Source organism: Nesterenkonia rhizosphaerae (genome assembly GCF_039544555.1).
Classification (GTDB): Bacteria; Actinomycetota; Actinomycetes; order Actinomycetales; family Micrococcaceae; genus Nesterenkonia; species Nesterenkonia rhizosphaerae.
In genome coordinates this window covers 1-25,453 of record NZ_BAABLW010000007.1, presented here as the reverse complement: position 1 = coordinate 25,453, position 25,453 = coordinate 1, and the positions used below count along the sequence as shown (strand labels likewise).

24 protein-coding genes, 3 tRNA genes and 1 rRNA gene are annotated in these 25,453 nt (G+C 62.3%); 10 read left to right on the top strand and 18 right to left on the bottom strand.

The window, feature by feature from the left end:
* Positions 1-10: 10 nt before the first annotated feature.
* The 5 genes from ABEA23_RS05810 to ABEA23_RS05790 all read right to left on the bottom strand — a co-directional run bounded on the left by ABEA23_RS05810 (position 11) and on the right by ABEA23_RS05790 (position 3,489).
* Complete coding sequence (locus ABEA23_RS05810; protein ID WP_044495052.1) at positions 11-214, bottom strand: cold-shock protein; 204 nt, start codon at positions 212-214, stop codon at positions 11-13.
* A gap of 173 nt (positions 215-387) precedes the next feature.
* The gene (locus ABEA23_RS05805; RefSeq protein ID WP_260073525.1) at positions 388-705 is read right to left on the bottom strand and encodes a DUF6457 domain-containing protein; all 318 of its coding nucleotides are present in this window, start codon (positions 703-705) and stop codon (positions 388-390) included.
* 30 nt (positions 706-735) lie between these two features.
* Complete coding sequence (locus tag ABEA23_RS05800) at positions 736-1,233, bottom strand: HNH endonuclease (RefSeq protein WP_345477124.1); 498 nt, start codon at positions 1,231-1,233, stop codon at positions 736-738.
* Between the two features lie 163 nt (positions 1,234-1,396).
* Positions 1,397-2,314, bottom strand: a complete 918-nt coding sequence (locus ABEA23_RS05795; RefSeq protein WP_345477122.1) for a C40 family peptidase — start codon at positions 2,312-2,314, stop codon at positions 1,397-1,399.
* Between the two features lie 449 nt (positions 2,315-2,763).
* Positions 2,764-3,489: an iron-dependent transcriptional repressor DtxR gene (locus ABEA23_RS05790; RefSeq protein WP_345477121.1), complete on the bottom strand. Its 726-nt coding sequence runs from the start codon at positions 3,487-3,489 to the stop codon at positions 2,764-2,766.
* Between the two features lie 73 nt (positions 3,490-3,562).
* On the opposite strand from ABEA23_RS05790, the gene serC reads away from it, so the two are divergent.
* Positions 3,563-4,681, top strand: a complete 1,119-nt coding sequence (gene serC, locus ABEA23_RS05785; protein ID WP_345477120.1) for a phosphoserine transaminase — start codon at positions 3,563-3,565, stop codon at positions 4,679-4,681.
* Positions 4,682-4,775: 94 nt separating this feature from the next.
* Here serC and ABEA23_RS05780 read toward each other — a convergent pair whose 3' ends face one another.
* Both ABEA23_RS05780 and ABEA23_RS05775 read right to left on the bottom strand, forming a co-directional pair.
* The gene (locus ABEA23_RS05780; protein ID WP_345477119.1) at positions 4,776-5,117 is read right to left on the bottom strand and encodes a DUF3027 domain-containing protein; all 342 of its coding nucleotides are present in this window, start codon (positions 5,115-5,117) and stop codon (positions 4,776-4,778) included.
* Positions 5,118-5,125: 8 nt separating this feature from the next.
* Positions 5,126-5,509, bottom strand: a complete 384-nt coding sequence (locus tag ABEA23_RS05775; protein ID WP_345477118.1) for a cold-shock protein — start codon at positions 5,507-5,509, stop codon at positions 5,126-5,128.
* Positions 5,510-5,669: 160 nt separating this feature from the next.
* Between ABEA23_RS05775 and ABEA23_RS05770 the strand changes: the two genes are divergently transcribed.
* The 4 genes from ABEA23_RS05770 (at position 5,670) to ABEA23_RS05755 (ending at position 8,814) form a co-directional block, all read left to right on the top strand.
* A complete protein-coding gene (locus ABEA23_RS05770) occupies positions 5,670-5,909 on the top strand; it encodes a hypothetical protein (RefSeq protein ID WP_345477117.1) in 240 nt (79 codons plus the stop codon).
* Positions 5,910-6,001: 92 nt separating this feature from the next.
* Positions 6,002-6,730, top strand: coding sequence for a response regulator transcription factor (locus tag ABEA23_RS05765; RefSeq protein WP_044495043.1), 729 nt, complete (start codon positions 6,002-6,004; stop codon positions 6,728-6,730).
* Positions 6,731-6,773: 43 nt separating this feature from the next.
* Positions 6,774-8,330, top strand: a complete 1,557-nt coding sequence (locus ABEA23_RS05760; protein ID WP_345477116.1) for a sensor histidine kinase — start codon at positions 6,774-6,776, stop codon at positions 8,328-8,330.
* 193 nt (positions 8,331-8,523) lie between these two features.
* On the top strand, positions 8,524-8,814 hold the full coding sequence (locus ABEA23_RS05755) for a WXG100 family type VII secretion target (RefSeq protein ID WP_044495041.1): 291 nt from the start codon (positions 8,524-8,526) through the stop codon (positions 8,812-8,814).
* A gap of 78 nt (positions 8,815-8,892) precedes the next feature.
* Here the strand turns inward: ABEA23_RS05755 and groL are convergent, their stop codons facing one another.
* Complete coding sequence (gene groL, locus ABEA23_RS05750; RefSeq protein WP_044495040.1) at positions 8,893-10,527, bottom strand: chaperonin GroEL; 1,635 nt, start codon at positions 10,525-10,527, stop codon at positions 8,893-8,895.
* A 302-nt stretch (positions 10,528-10,829) separates the two neighbouring features.
* Positions 10,830-11,447: a LytR C-terminal domain-containing protein gene (locus ABEA23_RS05745; protein WP_345477114.1), complete on the bottom strand. Its 618-nt coding sequence runs from the start codon at positions 11,445-11,447 to the stop codon at positions 10,830-10,832.
* Between the two features lie 84 nt (positions 11,448-11,531).
* Here ABEA23_RS05745 and ABEA23_RS05740 point away from each other — a divergent pair, with 84 nt between their 5' ends.
* A complete protein-coding gene (locus ABEA23_RS05740; protein ID WP_345477113.1) occupies positions 11,532-12,233 on the top strand; it encodes a uracil-DNA glycosylase in 702 nt (233 codons plus the stop codon).
* Here ABEA23_RS05740 and ABEA23_RS05735 read toward each other — a convergent pair.
* From ABEA23_RS05735 to ABEA23_RS05710, 6 genes are all read right to left on the bottom strand, one after another.
* Positions 12,213-14,213 (bottom strand): threonine/serine exporter family protein, encoded by a 2,001-nt coding sequence (locus ABEA23_RS05735; protein ID WP_345477112.1) that lies wholly within the window; start codon positions 14,211-14,213, stop codon positions 12,213-12,215. The genes ABEA23_RS05740 and ABEA23_RS05735 overlap by 21 nt on opposite strands.
* A gap of 117 nt (positions 14,214-14,330) precedes the next feature.
* Positions 14,331-14,404: transfer RNA gene (locus ABEA23_RS05730), tRNA-Val, on the bottom strand.
* 419 nt (positions 14,405-14,823) lie between these two features.
* Positions 14,824-15,522, bottom strand: coding sequence for an SDR family oxidoreductase (locus ABEA23_RS05725; protein ID WP_044495346.1), 699 nt, complete (start codon positions 15,520-15,522; stop codon positions 14,824-14,826).
* A 317-nt stretch (positions 15,523-15,839) separates the two neighbouring features.
* Positions 15,840-17,270: an MDR family MFS transporter gene (locus ABEA23_RS05720; protein ID WP_345477111.1), complete on the bottom strand. Its 1,431-nt coding sequence runs from the start codon at positions 17,268-17,270 to the stop codon at positions 15,840-15,842.
* Positions 17,271-17,433: 163 nt separating this feature from the next.
* Positions 17,434-17,506: transfer RNA gene (locus ABEA23_RS05715), tRNA-Thr, on the bottom strand.
* Between the two features lie 102 nt (positions 17,507-17,608).
* Positions 17,609-18,559, bottom strand: coding sequence for a DsbA family protein (locus ABEA23_RS05710; protein WP_345477110.1), 951 nt, complete (start codon positions 18,557-18,559; stop codon positions 17,609-17,611).
* A gap of 200 nt (positions 18,560-18,759) precedes the next feature.
* Here ABEA23_RS05710 and ABEA23_RS05705 point away from each other — a divergent pair, with 200 nt between their 5' ends.
* The 4 genes from ABEA23_RS05705 to aceB all read left to right on the top strand — a co-directional run bounded on the left by ABEA23_RS05705 (position 18,760) and on the right by aceB (position 24,210).
* Positions 18,760-20,304: an alpha,alpha-trehalose-phosphate synthase (UDP-forming) gene (locus ABEA23_RS05705; RefSeq protein WP_345477109.1), complete on the top strand. Its 1,545-nt coding sequence runs from the start codon at positions 18,760-18,762 to the stop codon at positions 20,302-20,304.
* 43 nt (positions 20,305-20,347) lie between these two features.
* Positions 20,348-21,160, top strand: coding sequence for a trehalose-phosphatase (gene otsB / locus ABEA23_RS05700; protein ID WP_345477108.1), 813 nt, complete (start codon positions 20,348-20,350; stop codon positions 21,158-21,160).
* A gap of 9 nt (positions 21,161-21,169) precedes the next feature.
* Positions 21,170-22,498, top strand: a complete 1,329-nt coding sequence (locus ABEA23_RS05695; protein WP_345477107.1) for a DUF4032 domain-containing protein — start codon at positions 21,170-21,172, stop codon at positions 22,496-22,498.
* A gap of 110 nt (positions 22,499-22,608) precedes the next feature.
* A complete protein-coding gene (aceB, locus tag ABEA23_RS05690; protein WP_345477106.1) occupies positions 22,609-24,210 on the top strand; it encodes a malate synthase A in 1,602 nt (533 codons plus the stop codon).
* 9 nt (positions 24,211-24,219) lie between these two features.
* Here aceB and ABEA23_RS05685 read toward each other — a convergent pair whose 3' ends face one another.
* The 3 genes from ABEA23_RS05685 to rrf all read right to left on the bottom strand — a co-directional run.
* The gene (locus ABEA23_RS05685; protein WP_345477105.1) at positions 24,220-24,867 is read right to left on the bottom strand and encodes a hypothetical protein; all 648 of its coding nucleotides are present in this window, start codon (positions 24,865-24,867) and stop codon (positions 24,220-24,222) included.
* A 227-nt stretch (positions 24,868-25,094) separates the two neighbouring features.
* Positions 25,095-25,171: transfer RNA gene (locus tag ABEA23_RS05680), tRNA-Pro, on the bottom strand.
* Between the two features lie 186 nt (positions 25,172-25,357).
* Positions 25,358-25,453, bottom strand: a 5S ribosomal RNA gene (gene rrf, locus ABEA23_RS05675); the annotation flags it as partial.

The following is a 25,453-nucleotide window of genomic DNA, read 5'->3' as shown; positions in this document are numbered from 1 at the left end:
CTCAAGCTGTTTACAGCGGGGTGACGTTCTCAGCCTGCAGACCCTTGGGGCCGCGGGCGGTCTCGAACTCAACCTGCTGGTTCTCCTCGAGGGAACGGAAGCCGGAAGAAGTGATCGCGCTGAAGTGCACGAAAACGTCGTCTGAGCCGTCTGCGGGTGCAATGAACCCGTAGCCCTTCTCAGCGTTGAACCATTTGACGGTGCCAGTGGCCATGATATTTCCTTACTGTGTTTCTTTGAGCGCATCGATAAATCACGATGCTCACCCGTTTCCCCCTGGCCAGGCGGAAACGGAGATCTTTATATAGCCACTGACTGATGAAGCAATGACGTGTCATTCCTCAGACTACGCTACTAAGGCCCATACGCCAATAGTGTTGAGGATTCTTATCCGACTGCGTTGCTTCGGCGCTGCAGTAACCGTTCCGCCACGCGAGTAGCGGCGCGGGAAGCAGTCTCAAAATCTGCCTGCCCAGAGGCTTCTGCAAGTCCGGAGACATAACCCACCAGGAAAGTGGTCACGGCCCCGGCATCACCGTTGACGGCATCGCGGGCCTGTTCCGCCAGCGTTGTCACAGCGGCCGCATCAATACTGATGTCTTCGATCTCCAGGTGATGGGCCAGCTCTTGGATCCACAGCTGGAGAGATTCATCAACTGTCTCCGGGGCGCTCTGCGGTTCTTCGTTCTGCTGCGGTTCACTCATTAGTTCACTTTCTCTTCTCATGTGAGGACGCTATGCCGTCGCATGGTCAAGGAACGGCATCCATGCCTCGTGCGGGGCATCAAGCTCCTGCGGCAACCACATGTGGTGCGGGGGCGCCTGCGGCGTGATGTTCAGCCGCCAGCCCAGCTGCTCCAGGGTCTTATCCCCTTTCCGCACGTTACACGGACCGCAACAGGCCACCAGGTTCTCCCAGCCGGAATCCCCGCCGCGGGATTTGGGAATGACATGGTCCACAGTAGCGGCGGCCTTGCCGCAATATGCGCACTGGCGCCCATCACGGCGAAGAATTCCTCGCCTGGAGGGGGCGCTGGGTCGACGTCGGGCAACACGCACGTACTGGTGGAGCAGGATCACTGCTGGCCGTGGCATCAACGTGGAAGGAGAGAGGATGGGCTGACCATCCTCGGCGAGCATGCTGGCCTTACCTCGCATCACCAGCACCGCGGCACGCCGCGATGTCACTACGCTCAGCGGCTCATAGCCTGCATTGAGCACCAGCGTCCGCATATCAGTCCTCCCGGACGGTATCGGGGAAGAAGGTCATACTGCGTTTCTCTACCAGAGATCACTATATCCCCACGGTAGCGCGGGGAGTTGTGCAGATATAGCAGTGGGGCGTGACCCAGATGGATCACGCCCCACTGCTATGGACATCTTGTTGGCTTAAGGATCAGCCGCCGGGCCGCAGGTAAGCGGTCACCTGGTGCCAGCCCTCATGAGCGCCGTGCAGACGCACGCCACCGGAAACAGTGGCGGAGATGACCTGACCGTTGCCGACGTAGATGCCGGCGTGTGCCTGGCCATTGGCGATGACGATGTCGCCGGGCTGCGGGGTGGAGACGCGGGGCAGGCTGGCCATCATGCCGTGGGTAGTGCGGGGGATGCCGCCCTGACCTGCACGGGCGTAAGCCCAGTTGACGAAGCCGGAGCAGTCGAAGCCTGCGGTGGTGGTACCGCCGTAGGCGTAGGGAGTGCCAACACCTGCGTAGGCAGCGCTGGCCACAGAGCTGCTGCCACCGGAGGGAGCCTCTGCCGGTGCGGAGGTGGCTTCGCTGCTGGAAGCCGCGGTTGCGCCGGTGGACTGGGACTGCTGAGCAGGTGCCTGCTGGCTCTGCTGGGCCGGTGCCTGCGACTGCTGCTGGGCGGGAGCCTGCTCTGCGGTCTGGCTGTAAGTCTGGGTGCTCTGCTGAGCGGGTGCCTGCTGAGCTGCCGGGGTCACGGCTGCCTCAGTGGCTACAGGAGCCTGAGCCTGTACCGGCTCAGATGCGGGGCTGGTGGAGACCACCGGGCGGTCGAATGCCAGGTCCACTTCGTGGGAGGCAGTGACGGCCACCGGTGCAGAGTTGCTGGTGCGCTCCACAGCCAGCTCGGAAGCGTTGACCTGGAGGGTGGTGACCTCGCGGCCTTCCTGGCTGGAGCCCTCAGCGGATGCATTTGCCGCCACGCCGGAGGTGATCACCAGGCCGGAAGCAGCAAGGGCAACAGCCGCGGTGCGACCTGCGGTACCTGCGTTAGAGGCCACGGCGCGGGCAAGGGTGTTGCGAGCGCGGCGCTCACGGCGCGAGGCGATCGTGTTGTTCTCTGTCACTTCTTCTGAAACCTCTCCCTGGTTCGGCGGGTCCGCCGGTGTGGAACGGGCAGCCGGGATGCTGCTGGTTCCAGGTCGTTAACCGACCGCGGTTCCCGCCCCCTGCCATGCGGTAGTTTGCGAACTCTCTCTGATCGGCTGCAGGGATTTCGCCGATCCGAGGCGCCTGGGGCATTTCGGACATCTGCCCCGGGCACGTCGATGACTTTATAACAGATTGATATAAATGTCACGCTCAGGTCACGGTAAGCGTGACCTTGGCTGGTGCAACCCTTGGGTTATCCCGGAAATCCTCGCCTTCTGGCCTGGAATTCCGCGGATTATCACAAGATGGCCGCGAGACCGAGCAAGTTTGTCACAGATGTGTCACATTCACAAAAGGGCCTCATCAGCCCATTTCCCGCCGCGACACGCCCCGATACGCGCCACCAGCGTCTGAGACGGGAGGGTCAGGACGCGGTGATTTCCTGCACGAAGATGTGCTGAGCGACTTCCAGGGGCAGTTCCACTTCGAAGGTTCCCTCGGTGTCATCGAGCACAGTCAGCAGCGCATATGCAGCACTCAGCCCACCGACCTCGACCCTGGCACCGGGGCGCAGACCGACCTCCAGGAGCTGCTCCAGGACCTCTGGTTCGACTTGAATGGACTCCGCCAGACGCTGCACCTTCCAGGAGGAGACCCCTGCCCCGGCGTCGTACTGTTCTGCCGCCTGACGCAGGGTAGTACGCGCCAACGCAGCAGCCGAGGAGTAATCCATTCCCAGCTTCTCCAGACCGGGAATGGGATTGCCGTACGGGGAGACCACCGGATCCTCGAGGATCTCCAGCAGCCGACGCTCCACCCGCTCGCTCATCACGTGCTCCCAGCGGCAGGCTTCCTCGTGGATATAGGGCCACTCCAGGCCGATCACATCAGAGAGCAATCGCTCTGCCAGGCGGTGCTTGCGCATGACCTGCACCGCCAGATTGCGCCCCTTCTCGGTGAGTTCGAGCTGACGTGAGGCATTGAGCACCAGCAGGCCATCTCGCTCCATCCGCGCCACAGTCTGGGAGACAGTGGGCCCTGAATGCTCCAGGCGCTCGGCGATACGGGCCCGCAGAGGAACAATGCCCTCCTCCTCAAGATCGAGGATTGTCCGCAGATACATCTCCGTAGTGTCGATGAGGTCGGTCAACGTCAGCACTCCGAATCAAACTAGTATGAGGGCGGCAATCGATTCATTACATCATCTCACTCCAGGAGACCCTGTGGCCGCTGAGCACGTGACCATCCCCGACGAACTGATTCCTTCTGACGGGCGGTTCGGTGCCGGTCCTTCCAAGGTCCGACCCGAGCAGATCCGCGCCCTGCATGATGCCGGAAGGCGCCTGCTGGGCACCTCCCACCGCCAAGCACCTGTGAAGAACCTGGTGGGCAGCATCCGCGAGGGTCTGGGTGAGCTCTTCACCCTGCCGGAGGGCTATGAGGTAGTGCTCGGAGTGGGCGGCTCCACAGCCTTCTGGGATATCGCCGCTTTCGGATTAGTGGAGAACAAGGCTCAGCACCTGTCCTTCGGCGAGTTCGGTTCCAAGTTCGCCAAGGCCACCCACCAGGCGCCCTTCCTGCAGGACTCCAGCATCCTCACCGCCGAGCCCGGCACCCGCCCCTCCCCTGTTACTGAAAGCGGAGTTGACGTCTACGCCTGGCCGCAGAATGAGACCTCCACTGGTGTGGCCGCCCCGGTGAAGCGGGTGGAAGGAGCCGACGACGGCGCCCTGGTCGTTATCGACGCCACTTCGGCAGCCGGTGGCCTGGCGGTGGATATCAGCGAAACAGACGTGTACTACTTTGCCCCGCAGAAGAACTTCGCTTCCGATGGCGGGCTGTGGCTGGCGATCATGTCCCCGGCAGCCCTGGAGCGTGCCGAGCGGATTGCCGCCCAGCGCTGGGTCCCGGACTTCCTGAATCTGACCACCGCGATCGAGAACTCCCGCAAGAACCAGACCTACAACACTCCTGCACTTGCCACGCTGGTGACCCTGGAGGATCAGATTCGCTGGATCAACGAGTCCGGAGGCCTGGACTTCGCCGCAGCCCGCACCGCTGACTCAGCATCCCGCGTCTACAGCTGGGCGCAGGCACATCAGCTGGCCCAGCCTTTCGTCGCCTCCGCCGAGGACCGCTCCAATGTGATTGTCACAGTGGATTTCGACGATTCTGTGGACGCTGCATCACTGGCTTCCACGCTGCGGGCCAACGGCATTGTGGACGTGGAGCCCTACCGCAAGCTCGGGCGCAATCAGCTGCGCATTGCCACCTTCGTCTCCATTGAGCCCGAGGACATCAGCACTCTGCTGCGTGCCATCGACTTTGTTCTGGAACGCTGAGCTAGAGGTCGGCCCCGCCTAAAAACCAGCTCAGCCTAGAAACTGGCCCACTCTCTGAACTGGGCCAGTGCAGGACACAGCGGAGGCTCTCGCCCTAGGCGGGGGTCTCCGCTGTGTCCTGCACTTTCTCCGAATCACTGACCCTCGCGCTCCAGGGCACCCATTCCGGGGCTAGCAGCGCCCCGGTCCCGGGCAGGAGACCAAGTTCACAGATGGTGACCTTCTTACTGCGTGGTGCGCGCGCAAGGGTCACAAACCACTCCCAGCCGGTATAACCAGGCTTCAGAGCTGTGAATCGATGGGTGATCAGCCGCTCGCCGTCTGCCACAGCGCTCAGATGCTCGCCGATCTGTTCAACCGGGGTGATCTCGGCAAGTGCCTCACGGGCGGTATCAACCGCCTCTGTGAGCAATGCATCCTTCTTATAGCTGGGCATGGTTTTCCTTAGGCGTCGAAGTCGTCAGCTACGCGGCGCAGCAACGCAGCAATCTTCTTGGACTGCTCAGACTTAGGGTAGTGCCCCTTACGGAGCCCTCCGGTGGTGTGATCCAGCAGGTTCACCAGATCCTGGATGACTTCTGCCATTTCATCAGCAGGCTTGCGGGTTGCGCGCACCACTGAGGGGGCCTCGCTGAGGATCCGCACGCTCAGCGCCTGCTTACCGCGCCGCCCGTCGGCAATACCGTATTCCAGACGGGTTCCGGACTTCACTGCCGCTGCCGAGGACGGCAGAGCCGAGGAGTGCAGGTACACCTCCTGGCCGTCGTCGCCGGTGATGAATCCGAAGCCCTTCTCAGCGTCGAACCATTTCACTTTTCCGGTTGGCACGTGCTCCACCTTCTGTGTCTCATAAGGATGAGGTCCCCTCCCCGAGGCTCCCTTCAATGGGGACTGCGGGACGGAACCTCATCTGTGTCAGTGTTCTTGTAGAACATCTAGGGTACCGCTGAAGCTTCCCGATCGTGCCACCTGACTTAGAATCAGGTCTATGTCCACGCTTTCTGCCGCCCCCAGCCCCCTGGCACGTGCTGTTCTCATACTGGGTGTGGTGATCACTGCAGCATCCTTTATTGCCCTGCTGCTGATCCTCGGCCTCTACTTCGCGCAGATCACACCCCACGCAAGTCTGTACTGGACCGCCCTGTGGGGTTTCCCGGCGGGATTCGCGCTGATGTGCACCTATATGCTCATCACCGTGGCGCGACGGCGTCGTCGTCAGCTGGCCTGAGTACCGGTTGCCGGTTGCGGCTAACCCAGCACTAACCACTCAGTCAGGATCCTCACAGCAAATCACCAGGATCCGAGGGAAAACTGACGCCTGTGACTGACAAGACTCCGGAAGCCAAGCTGCTCGTCGTCGACGATGAGCCCAATATCCGTGAACTGCTAGCAACGTCCCTGCGTTTTGCAGGTTTCGAGGTAGCAGCGGCCGCCAATGGCCGCGAGGCACTGGACACCGCTGAGGAGTTCCAGCCTGACCTCGCCGTGCTGGACGTGATGCTGCCCGATATGGACGGCTTCACCGTCACCCGCCGACTGCGCGCGGCCGGCAAGCACTTCCCGGTGCTGTTCCTCACCGCCCGTGATGACACCGAGGACAAAATCACCGGCCTGACAGTGGGCGGCGACGACTACGTCACCAAGCCGTTCTCGCTGGACGAAGTGGTCGCTCGAATCAAGGCCGTGCTGCGCCGTACCGCACCTTTTGAGGATGAGGACGCCGTGATCACCATCGACAACCTTGAACTCGACGACGACGCTCATGAAGTACGCCGCGACGGTGAAGTCGTAGAGCTCTCCCCCACCGAATTCAAACTGCTGCGCTACCTGATGATGAACCCCAACCGGGTACTGTCCAAGCAGCAGATCCTGGATCATGTCTGGGAGTACAACTTCAATGGGGATGCCTCCATCGTGGAGTCCTACATCTCCTATCTGCGCCGCAAGATCGACTCCGGCGCCGAAGGTGCCCCGGCCATCCAGACCAAGCGTGGCGTGGGATATGTGCTGCAGACCTGGGAGCGCCGCCAGCGCAGCCAGGGCCTGTAGATCACTGCCGACTCCCCGCAGGTTCTGCACCTAGACTCTCGCTATGCGCTTCATCTCCTCGCTCAGCCGCGCCTGGCGCAGCGCTTCCCTGCGAACACAGCTGGTGGCAATCACCTCAGGGTTGCTGCTGCTGACGCTGTTCGTGACCACTTTCGTCTCGGCGTCGCTGTTCCGGCAGGAGATGGTGCGGAACCTGGACGAGGAGCTTCGGGACAACGCTCAGAATGTTGCCCAGTACCTGGGCTTCCAGGTGGATCAGGGCGGATTCCAGCCCTCCATTATTCGCTTCCACGGACGCATTCTGGATGCCGAGGGAACACCGATCGAAGGGCGTTCCACGCATCCAGTGGTGGAGGGTTTCGACTCCCCGCAGCTGCCGGAACTTGATGCGGATCAGGCCAGGGAGCTGGCCGGGCAGTCCTTTGATGTTCCGGGGACCACGGAGAATTCCCGCGGCTGGCGCATGCAGGTCCACCCCTTCACGAATGAAGACCGCGAGATCCTGGTGATCGCTCTGCCGCTGAACTCGGTGGAGACCTCGGTGGAGCGCGCCACGTTCCTGATGGCCACGATCGGGCTGCTGGCCACCCTGGGCGCCTCCATCATCGCTTACTCCTTGGTGACCCGGGCGTTCCGCCCGCTGCTGCGCGTGGAGAAGACGGCGGCAGCCATCGCAGGCGGTGACTTCTCCCAGCGCGTGCAGACCACAGCACCGGCAGAGACTGAGATCGGCCGCCTGGCGAACTCACTGAACATCATGCTGGCCCATATTGAAGCTGCTTTTGACTCCAGGGTGGCGTCAGAGCAGAAGATGCGCCGCTTCATCCAGGACGCTTCCCATGAGCTGCGCACCCCACTGGTCACGATCCGCGGCTTCTCCGAGCTCTACCGGCAGGGCGGCATCAGCGATAACCCAGAGGCGGTGGGCATGGCCATGGGGCGCATTGAATCCGAAGCCACCCGGATGGGCCAGCTGGTCGAGGACATGCTGACCCTGGCCCGGCTGGATGAGCAGCGTCCTCCGCAGATGCGGCCACTGGACCTCAATATCATCGCCCATGAGGCAGTCATGGATCTGGTGGTCAATGCCCCAGACCGCGAGGTCAAAGTCATCGGACTTCACGACGGCGCCCCTAAACCGGCACCCGCCCTCGGCGATGAGGGCAGGATCCGGCAGATTGTGACCAACCTGGTGACCAATTCACTGCGCTACACCCCCGATGGCACGCCCATCGAACTTGCAGTAGGCACCCAGGAGGGCGAGGACGGCAGCGAAGAGTCTGTTCTGGAAGTTCGCGACCACGGCGATGGCATCTCAGCTGAGGACGCGGAGAAGATCTTCCAACGCTTCTACCGCGCAGATAATTCTCGTCAGCGTGAAACCGGTGGAACCGGACTTGGGCTGGCCATCTGTGCAGCGATTGCAGCTCAGCACGGAGGGAGTGTTCGGCACTCGGATACCCCCGGCGGCGGTGCCACGATGACTCTTCGTTTGCCCAAGGGTGAGGATCTTGACACCGATCACGAACATGACGCTGAGCTGGACGAAGAGGAGATCGAGCACCTGCGGCTGGCGGCCTTGGAGAGCCGGGAGCAGTGAGTGTGCTGCGCGGCTCTTAGACGGGAGGCGCGTCGAGAGTTTTCCCCAGGCTACTGCGCTGCGCTCGCAGGTGCTGTGTCTTCACAGTTGAGGTTCGTCCCCGGCCTTAGGTCTGAGCGCTCTTCCTAAGCTCCTGAAGCAGGAGGTCGATAGTGCCTCCGCCCCTTCACCCCAGATCCTAGGAGCCGCAGTCATGGCCGTATTCCAGATTGATACCGCCGACCTTCTGGCCAAGAGCCAGTCCGTAGAAAGCACCCTGAGCCGTATCCAGTCCGATGTCAACATGATGGAAGGTCAGCTTCGTCAACTGCAGGACACGTGGCGGGGCTCAGCCTCGGTGGCCTTCCAGGATGTCCTGACCCAGTGGCGCAGCACCCAGCTGCAGGTGGAACAGTCACTGGCCAGTGTCCGTCAAGCCATGGCAGCCGCCTCGCAGCAGTACGAACAGACCGAGACCGCCAATACTCGCATATTCGGACGCTGAGCCGAGGCCCTCCGCAAGAAACAACAATGGCCCCGCAGGAAAGTACCTGCGGGGCCATTGTCAGCGTTGAAGCGGTGATTACATCATGCCGCCCATGCCGCCCATTCCATCCATGTCAGCACCAGCGCCGGCCGGGGTCTTCTCCGGCTTATCGGCAACTACTGCCTCAGTGGTCAGGAAGAGGGAGGCGATGGATGCAGCATTCTGGAGTGCAGAACGGGTCACCTTCACCGGGTCGTTGACGCCGGCCTCCAGCAGGTCCTCGTACTCGCCGGTGGCAGCGTTGAGGCCGGTGCCGTCGGGCAGTCCCTTGACCTTCTCAGCGACCACGCCAGCCTCCAGGCCAGCGTTGATGGCGATCTGCTTCAGCGGAGCCTCGATGGCGACCTTGACGATATTGGCGCCGGTGGCCTCATCGCCTTCCAGGGAGAGGTTTTCGAAGGCACGCTTGCCAGCCTGAATCAGGGCCACGCCACCGCCGGCGACGATACCCTCATCCACGGCAGCCTTGGCGTTGCGCACAGCGTCCTCGATGCGGTGCTTGCGCTCCTTCAGCTCCACCTCGGTCGCGGCCCCGGCCTTGATGACTGCCACGCCGCCGGCCAGCTTGGCCAGGCGCTCCTGCAGCTTCTCACGGTCGTAGTCGGAGTCGGTGTGCTCGATCTCAGCCTTGATCTGGTTCACGCGACCGGCGATCTCGTCGGCGTCGCCGGCGCCCTCCACGATGGTGGTCTCATCCTTGGTGACAACCACCTTGCGGGCGGTGCCCAGCAGATCGAGGGTGGCGTTCTCCAGCTTCAGGCCGACCTCTTCGGCGATGACCTGACCACCGGTGAGGATAGCGATATCAGCCAGCATGGCCTTGCGGCGGTCGCCGAAGCCCGGTGCCTTCACGGCCACGGACTTGAAGGTGCCCTTGAGCTTGTTGACCACCAGTGCGGCCAGGGCCTCACCCTCAACGTCTTCGGCGATGACCAGCAGGGGCTTACCGGACTGCATGACCTGCTCCAGAACGCCGATGACGTCCTTGACGGAGGAGATCTTGGAGTTAGCGATCAGGATGTAGGGGTCTTCCAGGACTGCTTCCTGACGCTCTGCGTCAGTGACGAAGTAGCCGGAGAGGTAACCCTTATCGAAGCGCATGCCCTCGGTGAGCTCCAGCTCCAGGCCGAAGGTGTTGGACTCCTCGACGGTGATGACGCCTTCCTTGCCCACCTTGTCGAGGGCCTGGGCGATCAGTTCACCGATCTGGGTGTCTGCAGCGGAGATGGAGGCAGTGGCAGCGATCTGCTCGGTGGTCTCGATTTCCTTAGCGGACTTGAACAGCTCGGCGGTGACGGCCTCCACGGCCTTGTCGATGCCGCGCTTCAGGCTCACCGGGTCGGCACCGGCGGCCACGTTGCGCAGGCCTTCCTTGACCAGTGCCTGGGCGAGGACGGTGGCGGTGGTGGTGCCGTCGCCAGCGACGTCGTCGGTCTTCTTGGCGACCTCTTTGACCAGCTCAGCGCCGATCTTCTCGTAGGGGTCCTCCAGCTCAATTTCCTTGGCGATGGAGACACCATCGTTGGTGATGGTGGGGGCGCCCCAAGACTTCTCGAGAACGACATTGCGGCCGCGGGGGCCCAAGGTGACCTTGACGGCGTCGGCGAGGGTGTTCAGACCCCGCTCAAGGCCGCGACGGGCCTCTTCGTCGAATGCAATAGTCTTTGCCATAGTGGCACGTGTCCTTCCTGGACTCGGCTTTGTCTAAAAACCAGTGGGTGACAATTCAGACGTTTTCGCGTCAGCTGGGTCGAACCTTGTCAGATGCCCGCGACGGACGGCCTAGCCCCGGCGTCACCCAGGGCTTCTACGGCCTCACCTGTCAGGTTCTACTTAGCAGTCTCGACACGAGAGTGCTAAGTCAATTTTTAGCACTCTCACCCGCCGAGTGCAAGGCACTTTGAGTCTTGCGCCCAGGGCGAAGGAGAAGGCTCGGACCGGGCGCTTAGCTCGCTGAAGAACCGGCTGGCTCGCTACTGCGCGCTCTCCACGCCGACAGCCACGGCAATCACCCCGGCATCGGTCCAACCGTCACTGGCGCAGGTAGCTGCACCCAGCTCCTCGGCGATCCTTGCGGCCACGGCCTCCTGCGCCGGTGGATGCACTACGACAGGCGCAGTCTCCCCACAGGTGTTCCAGCCAGCGCTCCAGTTGTCCTGGCCGGTGACGTTGAAGCCAGCACCTTCCAGCTGGGTGCGCACGCTGCCAGCCACACCGGGTGTGCCGTCGTAGTTGTACACATAGATGGGGAAGTCCAGATCGGTCTCGGCACCCTCTTCAGGCTGCTCATCCTCAGGAGATTCGCCCTCTTCACCTTCGGGGGCGGGCTCAGCCTCATCCTCATCAGCCGGCTGCTCGTCCTGAGTCTGCTCTTCCTCGGCCACCGGCTCGTCCTCTCCGCGCAGCCACGAGCCGCCGAAATAGGCCACAAGTCCCACGATCAGCGCAAAAGCGGCAAGCAGACCGATCCATTTCAGGCCGCCGCCGGAAGCTCCCGATGCCACGGCGGAACCCGGAGCACGGTGCTTGCCGACTTCGTCCGACTGGTACGGGGGGACGTCGTCGAACTCATCGTGGGAGTACTGGCTCATGGGCCACATTCTACGGGCGAGGCAGTTGTCTCAAGTGCATTGGGCATTTCCAGTGCCCTTCGGCGTGTGCTTTACAGTGGGGGCGTGACGGAGAAAGCTGAATTCATCGCCCCTCTGGAATCGGGCTGGGAGCAGGCCCTGGCCGGGTGCGAAAGCCACTTCGCCGCCCTGCGCCAGCAGCTGGATGCACGCCGCAGCAGCGGGGAGCAGATCCTTCCGGAACCCGCCCATGTGCTGCGTGCATTCCGTCAGCCCTTTGATGAGGTCCGGGTCTTGATTCTGGGTCAGGACCCCTATCCGACGCCGGGGCACCCGATCGGCATGTCCTTTGCGGTGGCTGCAGATGTCCGGCCGCTGCCGCGCAGTCTGCAGAACATTTTCAAAGAGCGCGAAACGGATCTCGGCATCCCGCCCAGCCCCCACGGAGACCTCACGGCCTGGACTCAGCAAGGAGTCCTGATGCTCAACCGCGTGCTGACGGTAGCCGCTGGAGAGCCAGGCTCCCACCGCGGCCTGGGCTGGGAAGCAATCACCGAAGCTGCCGTGAAGGCACTGGTCGCACGCGGCACCCCGCTGGTCTCGATCCTCTGGGGCGCCCAGGCCAGGCAGCTTGAACCGCTGCTGAGCAGCGGGGAACACACTGAGGTGATTGTCTCCGCCCACCCCTCGCCGCTGTCGGCACGGCGCGGGTTCTTCGGCTCCCGACCCTTCTCCCGGGCCAATCAGGCCCTGCAGCAGCTGGGCGCCGAGCCGGTGGACTGGCAGTTACCGACGCCGGCCGCGTAGCCGTTCGTTGGATTGCAGACCTGAGGTGAAGGGCCGCATCGTGACGTCGCCGAGCACGATGCCGGCGGCGATCGCCATGATGATGATCAGCGCATTGAACAGCTGGAAGAGACCGGCCATCATGAACGTCGTCGAATTCTCGATGGCGATCTGGTACATACCGCGGAAGATCATCAAACCCGGCAGCATGAACATCATGGCCGGAACGGCAACCACCAGCTGCGGTGCCCCTAAACGCAAGGCCACTATCCGTCCCAGCGCACCCACGACGACGGCACCGATCACCGGAGTCACTCGCTCCCCGAGCCCGATGATTTCACCGATGTAGAAAGCCGTGAAACCCAGAGCGGAGACAACGCCGGTGGGCAGCAGCATCCGCCAGCTGGCCTGCTCCACCACAGCAGCAGCGATGGCCGCCAGGAATACCAGCGCCACCAGCACCGTGGGATGGTAGATCCGGCTCAACCCCTCGGCCACCTCAATGGGCGGTGCCCCCAGCAGGTCAGCAATGACCACAGCGGTCATGATGCCGCTGGTCATCCCGGCGAAGGCGATCATGGTGGACACTAATCGCCCGGCTGAGGTGATAGGGAATCCGTTGATCGCATCCTGGATCGCCGAGACGATCCGAATACTGGGCAGCAGGATCATCAGCCCACCGGCCACCACCATCGACGGCGTGACTTCGGCGTCGAGCATAAAGGCGGTCATGGCGATGCCGGTGACCACAAAACCGCCTGCAGCCAGGGTGAAGAACTCCGGAACCCGCCAGGTAGTCAGCTGCCGCGTGATCCACAGGACCACGATGGTGGCCGCGAACCCCACAGCAGAGTCCAAGAGGGGCGCCCCCAAGAAGGAAGCGAAGGCACTGGCAAAGATCGCACCAGCGAGGGTGACCAGCCAGCGCGGATAGGGCTTGGGCTCGCGAGTGATCTCCTCAAGCTGCTGTTCGGCTTCACTGCGCGTGGTTCGGCCGGCGATGATGTCCGTGACCAGCTCATGCACGGATGCAAGGGCCTGAAAGTTATTGGACCAGGAGCGGACCACCCGCACCCGGGTATAAGGAATCTTGCCCTCAGGTGCCCAGTTCAGCACGATCGACTGGTTGGTGATATCCACATCGGTGTTCTTCATACCGAACGCGGCGGTCACAGCAATGATCGAAGACTCCACCTCAAGGGCGCCGGCACCGTACCGGAACAGCGCCTCGCCCAGGTCCAGCACATAGGCGATAGTGGCCAGTTCATCGGCCTCCACATGCTGCTCTGCCTGGTAGGGATTCTCGTACGGGGTGCCGGCCAGCCGGTCGATGATCGACTGTTGGCCGGTCTCCGGACGATCGGTCTGCATGATGCGCCGAAAAACATGCTGCGGATTAACCCGCCGATCGAACACCGCGCGGTCAAGGATCTGCCCGGACTTGAACTGACTGCCGAAGTTGGGCTTGAGCCAAGACGGGCGCAGAACCGAACGACGACGCAGCGGGATTGCCTCAGTCACCGGACCCAATCCCGGTAGGGCGGCGGTGCCGGTCTGGTTCAGCGGGTCATGCGGACCGCCATGGGACGGCATCGCTCCGGTCAGTGGTTCGGCGGAATCAGCGAGGCTGAAGTCCTCGGTGTACTCGTGCCTGGCCGCCTCCGCCTCTGCAGCTTCGGCCTCCTCCGCAGCGCGCGCTGCAGCTTCGGCGTCGTACTCCTGCCACTCAAGGGCGGCTTCCTCTGCGGCGGACTGCCAGGAGGAGGCAATGGAGCCGGTGAGACTCTTGACGAAGCCCTCGTCCTCATCATCTTCGGTGGATGACGGGCGCACCAGCGGAATCAGGCTGGTATCCGTAGAAGGCTCCGAGATGACCGGATCGATCGGAGTGGTCTCATAGGTGCCCGAGTCGGGGTGGGCAGCAGTGTTCGTGGCAGCCTCGTTGGAATGGGCCTGCTGCTGGCCACTTTCACGGTGGCCGGCTGGGTTCTGCTGTGCCATAACCCCTCCTCTCAAGCAAAGTCCATCACAAATAGGCCCACCATGTGGCAGGCCTAGTGCGAAATCTTAAGGAAAAATGCCTGTGAGTCAGGCGAAGAGAGATGAGAAACTCATCAGTGGATCTGATTGGACTCGAACCAACGACCTCTCGCGTGTGAAGCGAACGCTCTAACCAACTGAGCTACAGATCCATCTAGCACCATCTGCGCAGCGCGCGGATCAGTGCCGTAAAAGATTAGCACCCCCACCGCGCTATCCCCAACTCAGTGCTAGTTCCGCGGGCGGGGGGGGGACCCCGCCACGCACTCGGCCGCGTGCAGTGGCCGCGGCCTTCACACCTAAAGAGCTCCGCGGGGGGCGGGATCGCCGCACGAGGAGTTGAGTGGTCAGTTTGTCCGCTAAGGGGGCGCTAAAACCCGCTCGATAACGGACGAAATGACCACTCACTTCTGGCCACCGTTGCGTAAAGGTCAGTTATCGGCGCCGTCTAGGCGGCGAGTCACCTGCATTCTTCAGCCGAACTTGACCCGATTTCCGCAGGCAACTCACCGCCCAGCACACCGCGCGCCGGGCAGAACAGCTTCCCGAGGAGAGACCGGCACCTACGCGCCTAACTGATGGCCTCAGCGATCGGGGTGGTTCCGTCGAAGAAGTTCACCGTCTCGCGGTGACCCGCGCCGGTGTTAAGCACATGCGCGATCACCTCTGCCACATTCTCCCGCGACGTCTCAGTCGCCTCATTGCCACCCTGAGAGGTGGTTGCCGCCGCTGCCTCAGCATCGGTGACCAGGATTTTGCCGCTGGCTGGCTCCAGGGTGAGCTTCCCCGGACCCAGGATCGTGTAATCCAGGCTGGTGCCGCGCAGGTGCTGATCCGCGCGGTGCTTAGCCTCTGCATAGGGGTAGAACGAGCTGGACTGATCCAGAGTGTGGACATCCACCTGGCTGCGCACATAGGACACCATGACGTACCGCTTCACGCCTGCCGACTCGGCCGCGTCCATGGTGCGCACTGCTGCCTCATAGTCAACAGCTTTGGTCCTGGCGGGGTTGCCACCGCCAGCACCTGCCGAGAACACAACCGCCTCAGCGCCAGCAAAGATCTGAGCGATCTCCTCGGTGCTTGCCTTTTCCACATCAAGGAGCTCTGCCGTTGCCCCCGTCTGCTCCACCTCGGATATGTGTCCGGGGTTCCGCACGACCGAGGTGACCTGCCAGCCGGCAGCCACCAGCTTCGGCGCCGCCAGCAACGCGATTTTTCCGTGACCGCCGATGATGACGACCCGCTTCTGAGTTGTGTCTTCAGCCATGATTTCGCTCCGTTCGGTTCGCTTCACGTCCTACAGCCCTCAACAGCTCAGTCGAGGCTATATTCCCCGCCTGATCGGGCACCCAGACATTTCACAACATGAGTGTTGCGTAATCCCGACGGCGTGCCGTAAGGTGTTGCTCACTTGGGTGCGACAGGGGCCCGCTCGGTGCGGGCGGGCCCCGCTTCCCAAGAACCACCACCTTCTGAAGCCCACTGCGACGGTGGCAAGCTTTCCGGCCCGGAAAGCCCCCTCAGATACAGCAAGGCCCGCCGGATGATCATCATCCGACGGGCCTTTTTGCCTAGCTGTGACGGTCAGGCGCCTTCTGCCTTGGTGGGCTTCAGGGTCGAACCGATGATCAGAACCACCACGCTCAAGCCAGCAGCCATCCGGAAGGCCGCGCGGAACCCTTCCACCGCAGACTCTTCGGCGCCGAGTCCGTTGGCGGCAGCCGCTGCGGCACCAATACCCATCACGGCCACCAGAGCCGCAGTGCCAATAGCTCCAGCGAGCTGCTGCAGGGTGTTCAGCACCGCAGAACCATGCGAGTACAGTTCGCGCGGAAGCGGGTTCAGCGCAGTGGTGAAGGCCGGGGTGAACAGCAATGCCAAACCGCCGGAGAGCACCAGGTGGATGGTGAGGATGAGCGGAACAGGCGTCGTCGCGTTCAGCAGTCCAAAGCAGAAGAGCGCGCCGATCAGGATGATCGCACCCGGAATGACCAATGGCCGGGGACCGATCTTGTCATAGAAACGCCCCACGAACGGCGCCATCAGTGCCATCAACAGTCCACCGGGCAGCATCAGCAGACCGGTCTGCAGGGTGTCGAGTCCGCGGACAGTCTGCAGGAACATCGGCAGCATGATCAGCGCACCGAAGAGGGCGATCATCATCAGCAGCATCATGATCAGCGCCCGGGTGTACATGGAGTACTTGAAGGGCTTGAGGTTCAGCAGAGCAGAGTCCGTGCGCTGCAGACGGATCTGCAGCAGTGCGAATGCCGCCAGGCACACCACGCCGACGATCAGCACAGCAATGGCCACCGGATCCACGCCGGCTCCGTCGGCAGCTTCCACTTCAGCGGCACCGTGGCCACCGCCGATCTGGCTGATGCCATAGACCAGGCCGCCGAATCCGGGAACGGCCAGCAGTACTGACGGGATAGAGAGTCGCTGACCCTTCACGCCCGGATCATTGTTCAGTCGCGGGCGGCCCAGGAACAGTGCGATGATCGCGATCGGCAGGATCACCAAGAACAGCCAGCGCCAGTCTGCGATGTGCAGCAAGAAGCCTGAGAGCGTGGGGCCTACGGCCGGGGCCACGGAGATCACGATGGAGATATTGCCCATCACCACACCGCGGCGGCGCACCGGCACCAGGGTCAGCACGGTGGTCATCAGCAGCGGAAGCATCACCGCAGTACCCCCGGCCTGCACGACGCGCCCCACGAGCAGGAAACTGAACGTCGGCGCGAACGCGGCCAGCGCTGTACCGGTGATGAACAGCGCCATGGCCAAGCTAAAAACTGTCCGCAGGCTCAGACGCTGCATCAGGTAACCGGTGGTAGGGATGACCACGGCAAGGGTGAGCATGAAGGCAGTGGTCATCCACTGCACAGTGGGTTCACTGACATCGAAGACGTCCATGAGCCTGGGCAGCGCCACGTTCATGATGGTCTCGTTGAGAATCATGACGAAGGTGGAGACCAGCAGCGCGCCAATAGTCAGCTTCTCTGCACTGGTCATGGTGTCATCGGTCGGTGCCGCAGGGCCTGTCGCCTGCGCCTTGCTAGATGAGGATTTTTTGGGCACGACTGGGCCCGAGGCAGTTGTGGGTTCCACGCCAGGATTCTCCTAAGCAGAGTGCCGCGACGGCGGCCAAAAATAAGGCTCAGCTCTTAAGCCTTCGAGCCCCCTCCCGGGTTCGAACCGAGGACCTACTGTTTACAAGACAGTTGCTCTACCAGCTGAGCTAAGGAGGCGTGGTGAGGGATGATCCGTCACCAGCTAGACATAGTATGCCCAGCCGGCGGCTCAGATCAACCCGTCACCGTATTGGCTGTGTTCAACAGCCTGAGGAAGGGCTACTCGTCTTCGCCGTCGTCGGTAGAACCGGCATCCTCAGGGGCCTCCGGCTCACTCTGCCCGATGTCTTCGCCCTCGGCGTCGAGCTGCTCCTCGGCCTGCTGGACAAAGTCGGACTCAATACCGGCCTCCTCGGCGTACTCGCTCACCTCGGTCATGAGCGGTTCGAAGAAGGTGTTCGGCTCGTACTGGGAGTCATCCACGTAAATAGTGGGGGTGCCGCTGACTCCCTGCTCCCAGGCGGTATTGCTCACATAGGCGGCAAAGGCGCGGTAGGTGGCGTCATTGATGCAGGATTCGATATCCACGCCGTAGCTGTCCCGGGCAATCGCGGCCAGGGACTCGTTGTTGATCTCCTGGCCCTGGTAGTTCGCAGTCACATTGGAGAGGTAGCCCTTGTAGTTCTCCGGGGAAGCATCCGCCATGCAGGCGAAGGCGTTGGCCGCACGTGCAGAGTAATTGCTGCGCGACTGCAGATAGGAGACCGAGCGGTACTCCAGGGTGATCAGTTCCTCATCCAGAAGCCCGCGCAGAATCTCCTCGTAGGCGCCTTCGAAGTTCGCACAGTGGACGCAGTGAGCATCAGTGAAGATGGTCAGATGCGGCCGCTGGCCCTCTTCACGCGGCTGGGCGCTTGCCGGGCCGTCGCCTGAGGGGGTGTCCTCGGCGTCGATAGTCCCCAGATCCGCTCCCTCGGCAAGCTCCGTGCCGGAGGTCAGCACAAAACCGCCTTCATCGGTGGCGGCAGCCGGGGCAGGGCCCTCGGTGTAGTTGCCACCGTTGCCGTCGCGGGTCAGGACCACAAGAGCAATTGCGACGACGGCGATGACCGCGATACCGACCACGCCGATGCGTAGCAGCAGCGACTGGCGCTTCTGCTTGCGCTCTTGCTCCTGCTGAAGCTTGCGGGCCTGCTCGCGCGCGCCGGCGCTGGTGGTATTACGTGCCATGTGCTCTCCACAATGCGGTAGAAGAAGGTGTACGGATGAGAGCCCAAGGGACTCCAGACAACTCCATCCAGAGTACCTGTTAGGCACGACGACGAGGCGAACCTTCATCCAGCAAACGTCCAGCCTTCTCGCGCAGAGTGACAAGAGCCCGCGTCAGGGGGCACGTAGGGTGGAAACACGAGAGATCAAGGGGTGCTTCCATGGGCCAGAGCGAGCAAGCAGTGAGCAACGACACACAGCAGCAGGAGCAGCAAGCTCCCCCGGGATACGACTTTGTGGTGGTGGCCAACAGGCTGGCTGTCAATCGCGTCACACTCAGTGACGGCAGCACTGGATGGCAGCGCTCCCCGGGCGGTTTGGTCACCGCATTGGCTCCCATCATGGCCGCCTCAGAGGGCGCCTGGGTGGGATGGCACGGGGCTCCGGATGAAACATTGACACCCTTTGACCATGAAGGCATGCACCTGCATCCTGTGCCGCTGTCATCCGAAGAGGTTGAGGATTATTACGAGGGCTTCTCCAACGGGACGCTCTGGCCGCTCTATCACGATGTCATCGCCCGTCCAGACTTTCACCGCCACTGGTTCGAAGCCTATCGGCGCGTCAACCAGCGCTTCGCTGAAGCCGCAGCCAAAGTGGCAGGTCAGGGCGCCACGGTCTGGGTACAGGATTACCAACTGCAGCTGGTCCCTCAGATGCTCAGAGATCTGCGCCCGGACGTCAAGATCGGATTCTTCAATCACATCCCGTTCCCGCCCCCGGGTCTTTTTGCACAGCTGCCCTGGAGGCACTCGGTGCTTCGCGGACTGCTGGGTGCGGATCTGATCGGCTTCCAGCGTGAGTCCGATGCCCGGAACTTCCAGCGTGCAGTCCGGCACAGGCTGGGGCACTACATACGCTCGGACAAAATCTATGTGCCGCTGGAGGAGCCTAGCGAGGCCAGCTCGCAGATGAAGGGCTTCAATGTGGATCCCAGCCGCGGCACGGCTCCCCGGCAGCTTTCTGCACCGGGTGAGGGTACCTACCGGATTGCAGAGGCCAAAGCCTTCCCTATCTCCATCGATACGGACAAGATCGTAGAACTGGCTGCCCGCGAGGACATCATCGAACGTGCCCGGCAGATTCGTGAGGATCTCGGCAACCCTGAGACAGTGTTCCTCGGCGTCGACCGGCTGGACTACACCAAGGGAATCAGGCACCGAATGAAGGCCTACGAGGAGCTCCTCCAGGACGGCGAGCTCACGGTGGGTCAGGCGTGTTTGGTGCAGATCGCCTCACCCTCGCGAGAGGGTGTGGAGTCCTACCAGCAACTGCGTGACGAGATCGAACTGGCCGTGGGACGGATTAACGGTGAGTTCGACAGCATGGCTCATACCGCCATCCGGTATCTCCACCATTCCTATCCGGTGGAAGAGATGGTGGCCCTCTATCTAGCCGCAGACGTCATGCTGGTCACAGCCCTGCGTGACGGCATGAACTTGGTGGCTAAGGAGTATGTAGCGGCCCGTGCCGATGGCACCGGGGTGCTGGTGCTCAGTGAGTTCACCGGGGCGGCCGATCAGCTCCGGCAAGCGCTGCTGATTAATCCCCATGACATCGATGAGCTCAAAGCCGCCATGGTCAAGGCTGCCCATATCGATCCGCAGGACGCGACCCGCCGGATGCGGAGTCTGCGCCGCCAGGTAGTCTCACATAACGTCAACCGCTGGGCACGTGACTTCCTGGACCGCCTGGCCACGCTCTGACCCGTTTCCCACGACGACGCCATTCCACGCCGAGGAGATCTTTGTGACTGCTGACGCCCTATCCCCTGAGCTGCGTGCTGCCGCCGAACGTTTCGCTGCGGCAGATTCGCTGCTGATCTGCCTCGATTTCGACGGCTGTGTCGCCGAGCTGGTGGCGGACGCTTATTCAGCCCGGCCGGTACCTGTCAATGCTGAGGCTATCCGCCGCCTTGCGCCCCTGAAGGATGTCACCCTGGCCTACGTCTCAGGCCGTCCGCTGGTGGATCTGCAGAATCAGGCTGATCCGCCGGCGGGCACTGTGCTTGTGGGCTCCCATGGGGCCGAGAAATATCTGGGGCCGGACTCGCCGGGTCTAGAGCTCACCGCCGCACAGGAGGCTGCCCGCACAGAGGTGGTTGATGTCCTGGAGCAGATTGCCGGGCAGTACGACGGCGCCTGGGTCGAGCACAAGCCCGCCGGTGCTGCTATTCATGTGCGCCATATAGATGATGACCAGGCCGCGGAGCAGGTGCTCAACGAGGCCCGCGCGGCGCTGTCAGTAATTGATGGCGCCCATGCGAAAGAGGGCAAGAAGATTCTGGAGGCCGTCGTCGTCCTTGCTACTAAGGGCGAAGCCATCCAGGAGCTGCGCGAGCTGCTGAAACCCGCAGCGGTGTTTTTTGCCGGAGATGACGTCACAGATGAGCATGGCTTCGCGGTGCTGGGTGATGGTGATCTGGGTGTGAAGGTCGGAGAAGGTGACACTGCCGCTGAGTTCCGAATTCCCGAGCCCGCCGCATTGGCCCAAGTTCTCAATGTTGTGGCTGAGGCCAGGGAATCAGCCCAACCTAGGGAATCAACGCAGCCCAGACACTAGACTGCTCCCATGAGCCCCCGTCCCGCACCAGGCCTGAGCCTGACCGCGTCCGGAACCATTCCGCAGGAATTGCTGGATCTGCCCTGGCACCTCCCGCTGCAGGAATGGCCCCAGGACATCTTGGCCGCACTGCCCCGCGGCATCTCCCGGCACGTGGTCCGGTTCGCCTATCTGGGTGGATCCGTGATTGCCATCAAGGAGACGTCAGAGCGCGCAGCTCGGCATGAGTACCAGATGCTGCGTCGGCTGGGCAGACTCGGTGCTCCCTGTGTGAAGCCGGTGGCGGAGGTGACCGGACGGTCCACCGAGGACGGTCAGCCGCTCTCTCCGGCGCTGGTGACCCGGCATCTGCGGTTCTCCCTGCCTTACCGGGCGGTGTTTAACCAGATGATGCGCAAGGAGACTTTGCAGCGCATGATCGACGCCCAGGCGCTGCTGATGGTGGAACTGCACCTCCTGGGCTTCTACTGGGGCGATGTGTCCCTGTCCAATACGCTTTTCCGTCGGGACGCCGGAAAGTTCGCCGCCTACCTGGTGGACGCTGAGACCGGTGAGCTGCACGCGAATCTCTCTGCAGGTCAGCGCGAATACGACCTCGACGTCGCCCAGGTCAATATTGCTGGTGAGCTGATGGACCTGATGGAGGGCGGATTCGTCGACGAGGACGTCGATCCGGTAGCCACCAGCCATCAGTTCATCGACGCTTACCGTGGCCTGTGGCACGAGCTGACCGGGGACACCGCCTTCAACCCGGATCAGCAATGGCTGGTTGAGGAGCGGATCCGGCGCCTGAACGAGCTCGGCTTCGACGTCGAAGAGTATGACATCCGCTCTGCTCGAGAAGACAGCAAGCTGCTGCTGCGCCCGAAAGTGGTGGACCCCGGTCACCACCAGCGGCGACTGATGAACCTCACTGGCCTGGATGTGCAGGAGAACCAGGCGCGCCGACTGCTGGGAGCCATCGATGCGTATCGGGCCCAGACCGACCCGCACGGGGACGAGGCTGTGGCGGCGCATATGTGGACCCAGACAGTCTTCCAGCCCACCCTGGCCAAGATCCCCCGGGAACTGCGCAATAAGCTTGAGCCGGCCGAGATTATGCACCAGCTTCTGGAGCACCGATGGAAGCTCTCCGAACGCGAAGGCCGCGATGTCTCGTTGGAGGATGCACTGCCTTCATTCATTGAGGAGGAGCTGAGCACCCTTCGGGACGAGGCCACCTTGATGATTAACCCGCCCACGGATGTGGTCCGGCAGATGGAACTGAGCAACAGCCTCAGCCCAGAAGACCTCGAGTATGACGAGGACGCCTCGGTATGGGCGGCTGATCCAGACTGATCCTGGCTTCTGAAGCAGCGGCTCTCATACACACATCAGGTCCACCCGGCTAAAGTGGGGACTGACCTCGAGGTGACCTAGAACACGAGTCGACTGCAAGGGAGCAGGATATGACGATCATGGTGAAAGAGCCGCACGAGGTGCCCGGCGCTGAGTCCATCCTCACTGAGGAGGCGCTGGCCTTTGTGGAGGAGCTGCACAGCCGGTTCGCCGGGAGACGGAACGAGCTGTTGGCTCAGCGCAAACAGGCGCAAGCGGCGGCCGCTGACACTGGAAAACTGGATTTTCCTGAGGAAACCCGTCAAGTACGGGAGTCTCAGTGGACTGTGGCTGAGCAGCCGGCGGCTCTGCAGGACCGCCGGGTAGAGATCACCGGCCCGGCAGCACCGGCCAAGATGGCCATCAATGCGCTGAACTCTGGTGCCAAAGTGTGGCTGGCCTGCCTGGAGGATGCGCTGTCGCCTAGCTGGCGCAACCTGATAGAAGCACAGGACAACCTGTACCAGGCAGCCCGGCGCACGCTGAGCTTCACCTCTGCGGAGGGCAAGGAGTACGCGCTGAGGACCGATGGCGCCCTGCCCACGATTGTGGTGCGTCCGCGTGGCTGGCACCTGCCGGAGAAACATGTGGAGATTGACGGCGTCCCGGCAGTGGGCGCTCTGGTGGACTTCGGTCTGCATTTCTTCCACAACGCCAAGCTCCTCCATGACAACGGCGAAGGCCCGTTCTACTACCTGCCCAAGCTGGAGCACTATCTGGAGGCCCGGCTGTGGAATGAGGTGTTCAGCTTCGCTGAAGAGCGTCTGGGATTGCCCCACGGAATCGTCCGTGCCACTGTGCTGATCGAGACCATTCCAGCGGCCTTCCAAATGGACGAAATCCTCTATGAGCTGCGCGAGCATGCCTCAGGCCTCAATGCCGGCCGCTGGGATTACCTGTTCTCCATGATCAAGTACTTCCGAGCCTCCGGCAGCAGCTTTGTGCTGCCCGACCGGGCACAGGTGGGCATGACTCAGCCCTTTATGCGCGCCTATACCGAGCTGCTGGTGAAGACCTGCCATCAGCGCAACGCCTTCGCCATGGGCGGGATGGCCGCGTTCATTCCGAACCGGCGTGAACCAGATGTCACAGCTCAAGCCATAGACAAGGTTCGAGACGATAAGTCCCGCGAGGCCAACGACGGCTTTGACGGATCCTGGGTGGCCCACCCTGATCTGGTGGAGATCTGTGCTGAGGAGTTCACCGGCGTGCTGGGCGATCGACCCCACCAGATCGACCGCAAGCGCGAGGACGTGAGCGTCTCCGCCACGGACCTGCTCAACGTTGCAGATGCAGAAGGCGATGTGACCGAGGCGGGAGTACGGGCCAATATCTATGTGGCGACCTACTACACAGCGGTCTGGCTCTCGGGCAATGGTGCCGTGGCGATCCACAACCTTATGGAGGATGCTGCCACTGCGGAGATCTCACGATCCCAACTCTGGCAGCAGATCCATAACGGGACGATCACTGCGGACACCGGTACCAAGGTCACCAAAGAACTGGTCGATGCGTTCTTCGCGGAGGAGCTGGAGAAGCTGCGAGCTGATATCAGCGACGAGCAGACGTTCACGAAGTACTTTGAGCCGGCCGCGGAGATTGTGCGGAAACTAGTCCTTGATGACGAGTATCAGGACTTCCTCACGCTTCCTGCCTATGACCTGCTCGCCTAGAGGGCAGGCCTAGAGATTGTTCTCTCGGAAGAGTCGCTCATCGGGATCGGTGAGCGACTCTTCTAGTAACCAGCGGTTATTCTTCAGCGCCTGAAGGTCCTTGGAGACTACGGTGTCGCGCGTCCGGGCCACAGCTTCTGCCAGCACACTGATCTGGTCACGGAACTCCTGGGCGTGCTGAGGCTTGGCGGTATCTGGAAGCTCGAGGAACAGTTCCAGGGTTCGCGGCAGATGTCGGTGAATAGTCGCCGCTACTGCGTCTTGCTGGTCTGGGGTCCGGCGCAGGGTTTCCCAGCGCTCAACGATCTCACCAAGCCCGACCAGAATCATCCGCAGCTGGCCGTGCGTCGAAGGGGGCAGCTGGGCAGAACGCATGCGCACCATGGACTCGATCTCAGAGAGCGACTCCCGCAGTGAGGTCTGCTCTGTGGTGAGTTCAGCCCTGCGTCGATGAAGGGAGATCTCCCGGCCGGTCACCATACCGTAGGTACCGGCGGCTGCGGCACCGCCTACCACTGTGCCTGCCGCGAGCGCCCAGGGGTTGGGCAGCATCATCAGCAGCAACAGTAGGAAACCGGCGATAAATGCTGCCGCAGCAGCGGTGATCTTCACTTGCTGCTGCCGGCGGCTCTGCGGCGACGGTCCGTCAACGCTCACTGTGGTCCTCTCCTTTGGTGCGGCCAACACATTACAGGGCCAACGTGAGTGCTGCCTTGAAGAAGCCCGCTTAGCACGCGGGGACACTCCATTGCCGCGACCACGACTACTGCCTCACGCTGTGATAGTGGACAAAAAGAGAGGGAGCCACCCACACAGGTGACTCCCTCAATTCATGCACTCTCCGGATCCGCATGCTGGATGCGAACTCGACGGTGCCATAAATGTGGTCGGGGTGACAGGATTTGAACCTGCGACCTCGTCGTCCCGAACGACGCGCGCTACCAAGCTGCGCCACACCCCGTGGCTGCGCACGATGCACCCGAAGGTCTCCGCACGCGAGGAACAATACTACCCCGGTTGTCTCCCCACTGCCAGTTGAAACCCCGGCGCTGACGATATCCAGCCCAGTGAACTCCTGGTAGATACAGCAAAAGCCGAGAGCGTTCATCGTCTTTGATGAATGCTCTCGGCTTTCACTTTAATGAGTGTCCGGCGGCGACCTACTCTCCCACACACTCCCGTGTGCAGTACCATCGGCGCTGTGGGCCTTAGCTTCCGGGTTCGGGATGGGACCGGGCGTTTC